The organism is Pseudomonas sp. (genome assembly GCF_030150285.1).
Lineage (GTDB): Bacteria > Pseudomonadota > Gammaproteobacteria > Pseudomonadales > Pseudomonadaceae > Aquipseudomonas.
Genome location: NZ_JASLGE010000095.1, coordinates 14,632 through 27,686, shown reverse-complemented (window position 1 = coordinate 27,686; position 13,055 = coordinate 14,632). Strand labels below are relative to the sequence as shown.

Annotated in this window: 12 protein-coding genes; 9 read left to right on the top strand and 3 right to left on the bottom strand. The window is 59.2% G+C overall.

Going from position 1 to position 13,055, the window contains the following annotated elements:
- Window positions 1-84: 84 nt before the first annotated feature.
- Window positions 85-1,599 (top strand): threonine ammonia-lyase, biosynthetic, encoded by a 1,515-nt coding sequence (gene ilvA / locus Q1W15_RS22490; protein WP_300732730.1) that lies wholly within the window; start codon window positions 85-87, stop codon window positions 1,597-1,599.
- A gap of 41 nt (window positions 1,600-1,640) precedes the next feature.
- Window positions 1,641-2,069: a DUF2269 family protein gene (locus Q1W15_RS22485; RefSeq protein ID WP_300732727.1), complete on the top strand. Its 429-nt coding sequence runs from the start codon at window positions 1,641-1,643 to the stop codon at window positions 2,067-2,069.
- A gap of 66 nt (window positions 2,070-2,135) precedes the next feature.
- Here Q1W15_RS22485 and Q1W15_RS22480 read toward each other — a convergent pair whose 3' ends face one another.
- Window positions 2,136-2,792 carry an HAD family phosphatase gene (locus Q1W15_RS22480; RefSeq protein ID WP_300732724.1) on the bottom strand — a complete coding sequence of 219 codons (657 nt, stop codon included), beginning with the start codon at window positions 2,790-2,792 and terminating at the stop codon, window positions 2,136-2,138.
- A 143-nt stretch (window positions 2,793-2,935) separates the two neighbouring features.
- Here Q1W15_RS22480 and Q1W15_RS22475 point away from each other — a divergent pair, with 143 nt between their 5' ends.
- Window positions 2,936-3,415, top strand: coding sequence for an RNA pyrophosphohydrolase (locus tag Q1W15_RS22475; protein ID WP_300732721.1), 480 nt, complete (start codon window positions 2,936-2,938; stop codon window positions 3,413-3,415).
- 21 nt (window positions 3,416-3,436) lie between these two features.
- Window positions 3,437-5,716, top strand: coding sequence for a phosphoenolpyruvate--protein phosphotransferase (gene ptsP / locus Q1W15_RS22470; RefSeq protein WP_300732717.1), 2,280 nt, complete (start codon window positions 3,437-3,439; stop codon window positions 5,714-5,716).
- Window positions 5,717-5,884: 168 nt separating this feature from the next.
- Here ptsP and Q1W15_RS22465 read toward each other — a convergent pair whose 3' ends face one another.
- On the bottom strand, window positions 5,885-6,631 hold the full coding sequence (locus tag Q1W15_RS22465) for an NRDE family protein (protein WP_300732715.1): 747 nt from the start codon (window positions 6,629-6,631) through the stop codon (window positions 5,885-5,887).
- A 119-nt stretch (window positions 6,632-6,750) separates the two neighbouring features.
- Between Q1W15_RS22465 and Q1W15_RS22460 the strand changes: the two genes are divergently transcribed.
- The 3 genes from Q1W15_RS22460 to Q1W15_RS22450 are packed head-to-tail and all read left to right on the top strand — an operon-like array spanning window position 6,751 to window position 9,374.
- A complete protein-coding gene (locus tag Q1W15_RS22460) occupies window positions 6,751-7,533 on the top strand; it encodes a sulfite exporter TauE/SafE family protein (RefSeq protein WP_300732713.1) in 783 nt (260 codons plus the stop codon).
- A gap of 12 nt (window positions 7,534-7,545) precedes the next feature.
- The gene (gene lgt / locus Q1W15_RS22455) at window positions 7,546-8,349 is read left to right on the top strand and encodes a prolipoprotein diacylglyceryl transferase (protein ID WP_300732710.1); all 804 of its coding nucleotides are present in this window, start codon (window positions 7,546-7,548) and stop codon (window positions 8,347-8,349) included.
- A gap of 53 nt (window positions 8,350-8,402) precedes the next feature.
- Complete coding sequence (locus Q1W15_RS22450; RefSeq protein ID WP_300732707.1) at window positions 8,403-9,374, top strand: thymidylate synthase; 972 nt, start codon at window positions 8,403-8,405, stop codon at window positions 9,372-9,374.
- Between the two features lie 56 nt (window positions 9,375-9,430).
- Here the strand turns inward: Q1W15_RS22450 and Q1W15_RS22445 are convergent, their stop codons facing one another.
- The gene (locus Q1W15_RS22445) at window positions 9,431-10,375 is read right to left on the bottom strand and encodes a LysR family transcriptional regulator (protein WP_300732705.1); all 945 of its coding nucleotides are present in this window, start codon (window positions 10,373-10,375) and stop codon (window positions 9,431-9,433) included.
- A 141-nt stretch (window positions 10,376-10,516) separates the two neighbouring features.
- On the opposite strand from Q1W15_RS22445, the gene Q1W15_RS22440 reads away from it, so the two are divergent.
- Window positions 10,517-11,659, top strand: coding sequence for an iron-containing alcohol dehydrogenase (locus Q1W15_RS22440; RefSeq protein WP_300732702.1), 1,143 nt, complete (start codon window positions 10,517-10,519; stop codon window positions 11,657-11,659).
- 46 nt (window positions 11,660-11,705) lie between these two features.
- Window positions 11,706-13,043 (top strand): MFS transporter, encoded by a 1,338-nt coding sequence (locus Q1W15_RS22435; RefSeq protein ID WP_300732699.1) that lies wholly within the window; start codon window positions 11,706-11,708, stop codon window positions 13,041-13,043.
- Window positions 13,044-13,055 lie beyond the last annotated feature (12 nt).

Sequence of the window (13,055 nt, the reverse complement as noted above, 5' to 3'; positions counted from 1 at the left end):
AAACCTTTGGATTCGTATGGTCGGCCGTGTAAACGCTGGGGTAGACTCCTGAGTCCCTGCTAACTCGCACAGTGACGCTTTCCGATGCTCGAACAGTACGTTAAGAAGATCCTCAACTCGCGCGTGTATGACGTCGCCGTTGAAACGCCCCTGCAAGCCGCCAACCAGTTGACCGAACGGTTGGGCAACCATATTTGGCTTAAACGCGAAGATCTGCAGCCGGTGTACTCGTTCAAGATTCGTGGCGCTTACAACAAGCTGATGCACCTGAGCGACGCTGAGCGTGCGTGTGGCGTGGTGACGGCCTCGGCGGGCAACCATGCCCAAGGCCTGGCCCTGGCGGCCAGAGTGCTGGGTGTCAAAGCCACCATCGTCATGCCTAAAACCACCCCTGAGATCAAGATTGAAGGCGTGCGTTCGCGCGGTGGCATTGTGGTGCTGCACGGCGACTCCTTCCCTGAAGCCCTGGCCTACTCGCTCAAACTGGTGGAGCAGGAAGGCTACGTCTATGTTCACCCCTACGATGACCCGCATACCATCGCCGGGCAGGGCACCGTGGCGATGGAGATTTTGCGCCAACACCCGGCACCGCTGGACGCGATTTTCGTACCGGTGGGCGGCGGCGGGCTGATCGCGGGCATCGCGGCGTATGTGAAATACCTGCGGCCAGACATCAAAATCATCGGCGTCGAACCCGATGATTCCAATTGCCTGCAAGCCGCCATGGCGGCGGGTGAACGTGTGGTACTGCCATCGGTCGGGATCTTTGCCGACGGCGTGGCGGTGGCCCAGATTGGCCAGCACACCTTTGATATCTGCAAAGACTATGTCGACGAAGTGATCACCGTCAGCACCGACGAGATCTGTGCCGCGATCAAGGACATCTTCGACGATACCCGCTCGATCACCGAACCTGCCGGCGCGTTGGGCGTGGCCGGTATCAAAAAATACGTCGAGCTGTACGGTGTGACCGGCCAGACGCTGGTGGCCATCGATTCAGGTGCCAATGTCAACTTCGACCGTTTGCGCCATGTGGCCGAACGCGCCGAGTTGGGCGAAGGTCGTGAAGCCATCATTGCGGTGACCATCCCGGAAGAAATCGGCAGCTTCAAGGCCTTCTGCCAGGCCATTGGCAAGCGGCAGATCACCGAATTCAACTACCGCTATCACACGGCCAGCGAAGCTCACATCTTTGTTGGCGTGCAGACGCACCCGGTGAACGACCCGCGCAGCGGGCTGTTGAGCAGCCTCGCCGAGCAAGGTTTCAAGGTGGTGGACCTGACGGACAACGAACTGGCCAAGTTGCACATTCGCCATATGGTGGGCGGGCACGCAGCCAAAGTCAGCGATGAATTGTTGTTCCGCTTCGAGTTTCCGGATCGACCGGGCGCGTTGTTCAACTTCCTCAACAAATTGGGCGGTCACTGGAACATCACGATGTTCCATTACCGTAACCACGGTGCGGCCGATGGCCGTGTGATGGCGGGCCTGCAAGTCCCGGCCGATGAGCGTCACCTGGTACCGGCGGTGCTGGCCGAAATTGGCTACCCGTACTGGGACGAAAGCGATAACCCGGCCTATCAACTGTTTCTTGGCTGATTGACGCTACGCTGAATGAATCGCCCCCAGGAATCGATGACATGGAACATTTCGCAGCGCTGAAATTACTGCATGGCGTGTCGACGGTGCTGCTGTTCGTTAGCGCCCTTGCCTTGTTGGTGGTGGTGATTCGCCGTTGGCGTGCCGGTGACATGCTCCTCGCGGGTGGCCTGCTGCGCCGCCCGTGGGGGTTTGTCTGGGGGCTGATGGGCCTGTGCTTGCTGGCGTTGCCGGTCAGTGGCTGGTTTCTGGTGCACCTGGCGGGCTGGCCGCTGAGCCAACTGTGGTTACTGGCGGGAAGTGTTTTGTACCTGCTGGGAGGTCTGAGCTGGCTGTGGCTGGTGGTACGGCTGAATCGCCTGCGGTTGGGGCGGATGGCGCGATACCCCTGGTTTACCGTGGTGTTGGCGATTTTTTGCGCGATTTGCTTTATCGCCATTGCGGCAATGATGGGTGCCAAACCCCTGTAGGAGCGAGCTTGCTCGCGATCTTTTTTAAAGATCAAAAGATCGCGAGCAAGCTCCTGCAGGTTATGGTCAGTCGCGCAGGGAAATCACCGGCCAGCCACGTTTTTCAGCTTCGGCCCGCAGGTTTGGGTCCGGGTCCACAGCCACTGGATGCGTTACTTGCTCCAGCAACGGCAAGTCGTTCATCGAATCGCTGTAAAAATAGCTGTCAGCCAGGCTGTAGCCGTTTTCTTCGATCCAGCGGTTCAGGCGTGTCACTTTGCCTTCGCGGAAGCACGGCACATCGGTGCTGCGGCCGGTGTAGCGGCCATCGACCTTCTCACATTCCGTGGCAATCAAATGCTCCACACCCAGGCGTTTGGCGATGGGCCCGGTCACAAAGCGGTTGGTGGCGGTGATGATCACCCGCGTATCGCCCGCTTCGCGGTGCTTGGTCAGCAGTGCATCGGCCTTGGGCAGCAGCAACGAGTCAATACGGTCGCGCATGAACTCGCGGTGCCATTGGTCGAGTTGCGCCATGTCGTGGCGACCAAAAATTTCCATGCTGAAATTCAGGTAGGCGGCGTTATCTAGCGTGCCCGCCAGGTAATCCTGATAGAACTCGTCGTTGCGTTTCTTATACGCCGTAAAGTCCAGGATGCCGCGTTCGCACAGGTAGTCGCCCCACGCGTGGTCACTGTCGCCGCCTAAAAGAGTGTTGTCCAAGTCGAATAAAGCCAAACGCATTGCAATTACCCGCTGTGCTGTCGGTGGAAAGCCCACAAGAATACGGTCTTTTAATAAGAGTGCACATAAGGCAGGAAGGCGCGTTGCTGCTTTAACAACCTTTGTGGAACAATGCGGTGATATGCGTCTGCGAGGTTGTTGCCGTGATCGACCCCGATGGTTTCCGCCCTAATGTCGGGATTATTCTGACAAATGATGCTGGCCAGGTACTTTGGGCTCGCCGTATCAATCAAGACGCGTGGCAGTTTCCGCAGGGCGGTATCAACCCTGACGAAACGCCTGAAGACGCCTTGTACCGTGAGTTGAACGAAGAAGTTGGCCTTGAGCGCGATGATGTCGAAATACTAGCCTGTACACGCGGCTGGTTGCGTTATCGTTTGCCGCAGCGTCTGGTCCGTACCCACAGCCAACCGTTGTGTATCGGCCAGAAGCAGAAGTGGTTTTTACTGCGCCTGGTGTCTAACGAACAACGGGTACGGATGGATTTGACCGGTAAACCGGAGTTCGATGGCTGGCGCTGGGTCAGTTATTGGTACCCGTTGGGCCAGGTGGTGACATTCAAGCGCGAGGTTTACCGTCGCGCTCTCAAAGAGCTTGCCCCGCGCCTTTTAACGCGCGCCTGACACGGAGTTCGACCCCGAGCCATGCTCAATACGCTGCGCAAGATCGTCCAGGAAGTTAACGCCGCCAAAGATCTGAAGGCGGCGTTGGGGATTATTGTGTTGCGCGTCAAAGAGGCTATGGGCAGTCAGGTCTGCTCGGTCTATTTGCTTGATCCAGAGACCAACCGTTTTGTGCTGATGGCGACCGAAGGCTTGAACAAGCGTTCGATCGGCAAGGTCAGCATGGCCCCCAACGAAGGCCTGGTAGGCCTGGTGGGTACCCGCGAAGAACCTCTGAACCTCGAAAACGCCGCCGATCACCCTCGCTACCGCTATTTTGCCGAGACGGGTGAAGAGCGCTACGCCTCTTTCCTCGGTGCACCGATCATTCACCACCGCCGCGTGGTGGGGGTTCTGGTCATCCAGCAAAAGGAACGCCGCCAGTTCGACGAAGGCGAAGAAGCCTTCCTTGTGACCATGAGCGCACAGCTGGCGGGGGTTATTGCCCACGCTGAAGCCACAGGCTCGATTCGTGGCTTGGGGCGTCAGGGCAAGGGAATTCAGGAAGCCAAGTTCGTGGGGGTACCGGGTTCGCCCGGTGCAGCGGTCGGCACGGCGGTGGTCATGCTGCCGCCGGCAGATCTGGACGTGGTGCCTGATAAAGCCGTCACCGACATTCCCGCTGAAATTGCCCTGTTCAAAACGGCCCTCGAAGGCGTGCGCAATGACATGCGCGCGGTGTCCAAAAAACTCGCCACTCAGTTGCGCCCCGAAGAACAGGCCCTGTTCGACGTGTACCTGATGATGCTCGACGACGCGTCGCTGGGCCTCGAAGTCAAAAAAGTGATCAACACCGGCCAATGGGCCCAAGGCGCGCTGCGCCAGGTGGTGACCGATCACGTCAACCGCTTCGAACTTATGGACGACGATTACCTGCGCGAGCGGGCGTCCGATGTGCGCGACCTGGGGCGGCGTCTGCTGGCTTACTTGCAGCATGATCGCCAGCAGACCATGGTCTACCCGGACAACACCATTCTGGTCAGCGAAGAACTGACCGCGACCATGCTCGGTGAAGTGCCCGAAGGCAAACTGGTCGGTCTGGTGTCGGTACTGGGTTCGGGCAACTCCCACGTCGCGATTCTGGCGCGGGCCATGGGCATCCCGACGGTGATGGGCCTGGTTGACCTGCCGTACTCCAAGGTCGATGGCATTCAGATGATCGTCGATGGCTATCACGGCGAGGTCTACACCAACCCCAGCGACGTGTTGCGCAAGCAATACGCCGATGTCGTGGAGGAAGAGCGCCAGTTGTCCCAAGGGCTGGATGCCTTGCGTGAACTGCCGTGCATCACCCCGGACAATCACCGCATGCCGTTGTGGGTCAACACTGGCTTGCTGGCCGATGTGGCGCGGGCGCAACAGCGTGGGGCCGAAGGTGTGGGTCTGTACCGCACCGAAGTGCCGTTCATGATCAACCAACGTTTTCCGAGCGAAAAGGAGCAACTGGCGATTTATCGCGAGCAATTGGCGGCCTTCCATCCGCAACCCGTGACCATGCGCAGCCTGGACATTGGCGGCGACAAGTCACTGTCTTACTTCCCGATCAAGGAAGACAACCCGTTCCTGGGCTGGCGCGGGATTCGCGTGACCCTCGACCACCCGGAAATTTTCCTGGTGCAGGCCCGCGCCATGCTCAAGGCCAGCGAAGGCCTGGACAACCTGCGTATCTTGCTGCCAATGATCTCCGGCACCCATGAACTCGAAGAAGCCTTGCACCTGTTGCACCGTGCCTGGGGCGAGGTGCGCGACGAAGGCACCGACGTGGCCATGCCGCCGATTGGTGTGATGATCGAGATTCCGGCAGCGGTTTATCAGACCAAAGAGCTGGCCCGCCAGGTCGACTTTCTGTCAGTGGGCTCCAATGACCTGACGCAATACCTGTTGGCCGTGGACCGTAACAACCCACGGGTGGCCGACCTGTACGACTACCTGCACCCGGCGGTGCTGCAAGCGCTGCAAACCGTGGTGCGCGACGCCCATGCCGAAGGCAAACCGGTGAGTATCTGCGGTGAAATGGCCGGTGACCCGGCCGCGGCGATTCTGCTTATGGCGATGGGTTTTGACAGCTTGTCGATGAACGCCACCAACCTGCCGAAAGTGAAATGGATGCTGCGCCAGGTCAGCCTGAGCCGCGCCCGTGAACTGCTGGCTGAAGTCATGACCATCGACAACCCTCAAGTGATTCGCAGCACCGTGCAACTGGCCCTGAAAAACATGGGCCTGACCCGCATGATGAACCCGGCGGCGATCAAACCGTATTGAGCCTTGTGTAGGAGCAGCGTTTGTGGGAACGAGCTTGCTCGTGATCTTTTGATCTGGCTTTTGATCTAAAGGGCCCCCTTAAACCACGCTGGTCTCACACCGGGTTAGCCGCGACACGGCCAAGGAGTGCTGAATGACAGCGCGGCGTTGAAGGCGGGGCGGCCCCTCCTACACGGTTAAATGCACCTCGCCCAAGTGCCCGCCATGTGGCCCGAAGCTGTGCTCCACCATCACCCGTGAGCCATCGGCGTTGACGATCAGCGCGGTGCTGGCGCGTGTACCGTAATTGGTGCTGGCGATAAACACACTCGACAACAGCTTCTCAGTGGCCAACCCGACCCCGGTGTCCGGCAGTTCACTGAACGGTGCCTGTTCGGGGTCTTTGAGCAGCGCCAACAACGCTTGCGGGTGAGGGTCGCCCAGCACCTCGGTCAGTGCTGCCTTGGCCCTGAGCAGCTTGGGCCACGGCGTATCCAGCCCGGCATTCGACAAGCCATAAACGCCTGGGCTCAAGGGCTGCGGGGCCAGGTCTTGTGAGTTGAAATGCCAGAGTTGATCGCGGGTGCCTAACAGCAGGTTAAATCCGGCGTAATCAACTGAACGGAGTCCTACTTTTTTGAAATATTCACCAATGGGCAGGCTGCCACTCAAGAAATCAGACACCAACTCGCCCCGTGAATGCCGCCCGGGCGATTGGTGCTGTTCACGAATATTGGTCAGTGCGGCAAAGCGGCCATCGGCCCCCACGCCCAGCCAGGTACCGCCCGCCTGGAGGTCGCGACCGGCGTACACCTGCGGCGCTTCGGCCCACTGCGCCAGCGCTTTGCTGGGGCGTGCATAGAATTCATCACGGTTGGCGGCAACCACCAGAGGGTGCGCCTGGCCGGGTTGCCAAGCGAAGACGATCAGACACATGAGCGGTCCTTAATGTTTTTTTAACCACACTACTTATAGATTGCCCGAGCGTCTCGCGCCATGCAGTGGAGCCCAAGCCCTTGCTCCGTTACCATGCGGATCACACTGTGGGGGGCGTCATGGAATTTCTGCTCTATCTGGTATTGGGAGGTTTCGCGGGGGTGCTGGCCGGATTGTTCGGGGTCGGTGGCGGGATCATTATTGTGCCGGTGCTGGTGTTTAGCTTCACTGCGCAGGGGTTTGACAGCGCCGTGCTGACTCACCTGGCCGTGGGTACTTCACTGGCGACGATCATCTTCACCTCAATCAATTCGATCCGTGAACACAACCGCAAAGGCGCGGTGCGTTGGCCACTGTTCTTGTGGATGACCCTGGGTATTTTAATTGGCGCAGGTATTGGCGCGTTGACGGCCGAAGCGATTGCCGGGCCGCACTTGCAGAAAATCATTGGTGTGTTTGCGTTGGTGATCGCGGTGCAAATGGCGTTTGGCCTGCAACCCAAAGCCACCGCAGCGGTGCCAGGCAAGGTCGGCCTGACACTTGCGGGTAGCGTGATTGGCTGGGCTTCAGCGATTTTCGGGATTGGCGGTGGCTCTCTGACCGTACCTTTCTTGAGCTGGCGCAGCGTGCCCATGCAACAAGCCGTGGCGACATCGGCGGCCTGTGGTTTGCCGATTGCGGTCGTCGGTGCATTAAGTTTCATGATTGTTGGCTGGCACAACCCCGACTTACCCGCGCATAGTCTCGGGTTCGTTTACTTGCCGGCGCTGCTCGGGATTGCCCTGACCAGCATGTTTTTCGCCCGTTTTGGTGCGCGTTTGGCCCATAAGCTTTCGCCACGCTTGCTGAAACGGCTGTTTGCCGCACTGTTGTTCTGTGTCGGCGTGAGTTTCCTGATCTAACAAGGAGTCGCAATGCTGCCTTACCCGCAGATTGACCCGGTGGCATTGGCCATCGGACCGCTGAAAATCCATTGGTACGGGTTGATGTACCTGATCGGCATTGGTGCTGCCTGGTTGATCCTGTCGCGACGCCTCAACCGCTTCGACCCGACCTGGACCAAAGAAAAGCTCTCTGATCTGGTGTTCTGGGTCGCCATGGGCGTGATTGTCGGGGGCCGCCTGGGTTATGTGCTGTTCTACGACCTGAGCGCCTATATCGCCAACCCACTGCTGATTTTCGAAGTGTGGAAGGGCGGCATGGCGTTCCACGGCGGGTTGATCGGCGTGATGCTGGCTGTCTGGGGCTTCGGCAAGCGCAACGGCAAGTCGTTTTTCCAGATCATGGACTTTATCGCCCCCGTGGTACCCATCGGCTTGGGGGCCGGGCGCATCGGCAACTTCATTAACGCCGAGCTGTGGGGCAAGGCCAGCGATGTGCCGTGGGCGATGATTTTCCCCACTGACCCGCAGCAACTGGCGCGCCATCCGTCGCAGCTTTACCAGTTCGCCCTGGAAGGTGTGGCGCTGTTCCTGATTCTTTGGTTGTATTCGCGCAAACCGCGCCCAACCATGGCCGTTTCGGGCATGTTTGCCCTGTTCTACGGCATCTTCCGCTTTATCGTCGAATTCGTCCGTGTGCCGGATGCCCAGCTGGGCTACCTGGCGTTTGGCTGGGTGACGATGGGGCAAATTCTCTGCATCCCGATGGTCGCAGGTGGCCTGTTCCTTATCTGGTGGGCTTATCACCGCGATCCGGCGGCTCAAAAAGCCGCGTAATACAGTCGAATCGCAGGGCCCACAACGCCCTGCATTCAAACGGTAGGAAAACCATGAAGCAATATCTCGACCTCGTTGCCAACGTCATCAAGCATGGCACCTTGCAAGCCAACCGTACGGGCGTGAAGACCATCAGTCTGCCCGGTGCGATGTTGCGCTACGACCTCAAGGAAGGCTTCCCGGCCATCACCACGCGCCGCATGGCGTTCAAGTCGGCCATTGGCGAGATGTGCGGCTTCTTGCGCCCGGTCAACAGTGCGGCGGACTTCCGTGCGCTGGGCTGCAAGGTGTGGGACCAGAACGCCAACGAAAACGCGCAATGGCTGGCCAACCCGTTCCGCCAGGGTGAAGACGACCTGGGTGAAATCTACGGTGTGCAATGGCGCAAGTGGCCAGCCTACAAGCAGATCGCGCGCAGCAACCTGGCGGCTATCGAGTTGTGCCTGAGCCAAGGTTACCGTCAGATCGCCGAAGGTGAAGAAGACGGTCAAGCCTACGTGGTGCTGTACAAGGCCATCGACCAGGTGCGCCAGTGCGTGGACACCATCATCAACGACCCGGGCAGCCGCCGTATCCTGTTCCACGGTTGGAACTGCGCCCAGCTCGACGAAATGGCCCTGCCGCCGTGCCACTTGCTGTACCAGTTCCACCCGAATGTCGAGACCAAGGAAATCTCCCTGACCCTCTACATTCGCTCCAACGACCTGGGCCTGGGCACGCCGTTCAACCTGACCGAAGGCGCGGCACTGCTGAGCCTGATCGGCCGCCTGACCGGCTACACGCCGCGCTGGTTCACCTACTTCATTGGCGATGCCCATGTGTATGAAAACCACCTGGACATGCTCAATGAACAATTGACCCGCGAACCGTTCCCGATGCCGAAACTGGTGATTTCGGACCGCGTACCGGAGTTCGCCAAAACGGGCGTGTACCAACCTGAATGGCTGGGCTTGATCGAACCGGGCGACTTCAGCCTTGAGGGCTACCAGCACCACGCCCCCATGACCGCGCCGATGGCGGTGTAAGCCCGCGTGTCCGTCCAAGGCCTCCCTCGGGAGGCCTTTTTATTGGGCGGGTTGAGTCAAGCCCTGGGCACCTCATTCTGGGCGGGGGGCAGCAGTAACTGCGCCAGGTGTTTCATGGCCGGCGTGGCCTGAGAGCCCCTGCGGGTGACCAGTTCGTAGGGGTCGCTGACCGAACTCATTGAGAGTGGCAGGATTTGAATTCGATGGTGCTGGGCGCATTGGTTCGCCACATCGATCGACACCAGGGCCACGAAATCAGGCAAGTTTTGCAGCAGCGACAAGGTCGCCAGAATGGACGTGGTCTCGACCAGGTGAAGCGGGAAGCGGATCCCGGCATCGTGAAACTCGCGCTCCAGTTGCACCCGCATCGGCATGTTTGCCCGGTACGCGATCCAGCGGCTGTCAGCCAATTGCTCCAGGCTTAACGTCTTCGCGCCCTTGAGTGGGTGATCGACACTGGCGATGACGGCCAGCGTTTCATCCTGAATAAGCGAACTCGAGAGCAGGTGCGGCGAGCTGCTCACGCACGTTCGGCACAGGGCCATATCCAGTCGGCCACTTTCGATCTGTGCCAGTAGTGACCCACTGGTGTCCTCGACGATTTCGAACGACATCTCGGGCTGGATGGCAATCAGTTGAGAAACGGCCTTCATTAGCAGCGGAACTGCACCCATGATTGCGCCCACAGCAAGACGCCCGCCCACACCCCGCAAGATCGCATCAAGGTCATGCCGAAGGTTTGAAATATCGGTCTGGACCACGCGTGCGTAACGGATTGCACAGTAGCCAGCCGCTGTGGGTTCCAGGCCCCGGTTGGTTCGTGTGAAGAGCGCTGTGCCAAAGGTCGTTTCAATCTCTTGCAGCGCTTTGCTCGCGCCCGGTTGAGTGAGGCCGACGCTGCTCGCGGCCCCGAGCAGCGAGCGGTGCTCGTCCAGCTCAATCAGCAAGCGCAGGTGCCTGGCGTGGAGTCTGGACATGATCGAATTGAGCGAAGGTGTCATCTGGTATTGCTCATGGTTATACCTATATGGATTGTTCTCAATACCATAGCTGGGTTTTGATTTCTATACTGGCGCCACGGTGCTGCATTCAATGCGGCCGATTAGCCCAGAATAACAAAGCCTAAAGGCACTAGGAGACCTATGTCCCTGATCAATTACATTACCCAAATTCAGTTCGAGGCGGGGGCCATATCGCTTCTACCTGCGGAGTGCCAACGAGTGGGTATAACTCGCCCTTTGATCGTCACTGACCGCGGTGTGCGCGCAGCTGGTATCATCGACAGTGCCTTGAGCACCTTCACTGACCTCGCCCACCCGCTGCAGATTTACGACGGCACGCCGCCTAACCCGAACGAAAGCGCCGTGCGTGAAGCCGTAGCTCTGTACAAAGCGCACGGGTGTGACGGCATTATTGCCATCGGGGGTGGTTCGGCCATCGACCTGGCCAAAGGGGTCGCGGTCTGTGCTACGCATGATGGCCCGCTGAAAAGCTTCGCCGTTATTGAAGGCGGTTTGGCGCGCATCACCTCAGCGACCGCCCCGGTGATTGCGGTGCCTACCACCGCCGGTACGGGCAGCGAAGTGGGCCGGGGTGCCATCCTGATTCTGGACGACGGTCGCAAAGTCGGGGTGATTTCCCCTTATGTCGTCCCTAAATCGGCCATCTGCGACCCTCAACTGACGTTTGGGCTGCCTGAGGCGATGACCGCTGCGACCGGGATGGATGCCATCGCTCATTGCCTGGAAACGTTCATGGCTCCGGCGTTCAATCCCCCGGCGGACGGTATTGCTTTGGATGGTTTGTGGCGTGCCTGGCGTTTCATCGAAACGGCCACCCGGGAGCCGCAAAACCTGGAAGGCCGCACCAACATGATGAGTGCCTCTCTGCAGGGTGCCTTGGCCTTTCAGAAGGGCTTGGGCTGTGTCCACAGCCTCAGTCATTCGCTGGGCGGCATCAACCCGCGCCTGCACCACGGCACCCTCAATGCGATCTTTTTGCCGGCTGTCATCGCGTTCAACCGCAAGGCCGAGACGGTGGTGGCCGAGCACAAAATGGCGCGAATCGCTCAAGCCATTGGCCTGGCTGATGACAGCACACTCGAAGAGGCAATTCGCACTATGACGCGCACGTTGGGCCTGCCAACAGGTCTGCGCGAGCTGGGTGTGACCGAAGATCTGTTCCCGAAAATCATCCAGGGAGCCCTGGCTGACCACAGCCACCGCACTAACCCGCGAGAGGCGAGTGCTGATGATTATCAGTGGCTGCTAGAAGCCTCGATGTAAGCAGCGACCCATTTTGCAACCAACAATAATAAAAGTGAGCGCCCCCATGAGTGATAAATCTGCGCCTGCAGCGCTTGGTAACAAGCCTGCAGCGGCCGTGAGTCCCAACCCTTACAAAAAGTACCAGGTCATCACCGTGAGCCTGCTGCTGGTGATTGGCATCATCAACTACGTTGACCGCAGTGCGTTGTCGATTGCGAACACGTCTATCCAGCGAGACATGGGTATTACGCCTTCAGAGATGGGTATTCTCTTGTCGGCGTTTTCTCTGGCCTATGCGCTGGCGCAGTTGCCGCTGGGCGTCATCATCGACCGTCTTGGCAGCAAGATTTCCCTGGGCGCGGCGCTGTTGGGCTGGTCGGTGGCGCAGACGGCGTCGGGTTTGATCAATAGCTTCTCGTCCTTTATTGGTCTGCGGATCCTGCTGGGCATTGGTGAAGCGCCCATGTTCCCCTCAGCCGCCAAGGCGCTGGCGGAATGGTTTGAAGCTGAGAAGCGTGGTACCCCGACCGGCATTGTGCTGTCGTCGACGTGTATCGGTCCCTGCATTGCGCCACCGCTGTTGACTCTGCTGATGGTCACGTGGGGCTGGCGTGGCATGTTTATCGTCACCGGCGTGTTCGGCATTGTGCTGGCCTTCTGCTGGTTCGCTTTCTACAAGAGCAAAGAGCGTTACCTGGCCGAGCTGCCGGGCGAGGAGCGTGAGCGTCTGCTGGCGTCGCAAGCACTGCCTGTTGAGACCGCCAGGCCAACGATGAAGGCGCAACTGAGCGCATGGGCTGAGCTGTTTCGCCACAAGACCACCTGGGGTGCGGTACTTGGCTTTATGGGTGTGATCTACATGTTGTGGCTGCACCTGACCTGGCTGCCTGGCTACTTCGAGCGCGAGCATGGCCTGAGCCTGTACCAAACCGCCTGGGTGGTTTCTCTGGCCTATGTCTTCGGCGCGCTGGGCACCATTGTGGCGGGCCGTATTTGCGACCGTCTGGTGAAAAATGGAGCCACCGTTTTGGGCAGCCGCAAGATCGTTGTGGTGAGCGCACTGCTGTCGGCGGCTGCCTTTACGATTCCGCTTTCGTTTGGCAGTGGCATTGTCTTGAGCGTGGCCCTGCTGTGCTGCGCGCTGTTCAGCGTGAATATGGCCAGTTCTACCGCCTGGATGATCGCGAACACCGTTGTGAACAGCCGTCGCGTCGCCTCTTTTGGTTCCATCCAGAACTTTGGTGGCTACCTGGCAGGCTCCGCAGCCCCCATTGTCACCGGCTTCAGCATCCAGCAATCGGGTTCCTTTGCCTCTGCATTTTTGATCAGCGCCGTCGTGGCCGCGGTGGCAGCAATGGCCTACGTCCTGCTTCTGAAACAGCCCATTTCCACTGACCAATAATCAGACTCGGAG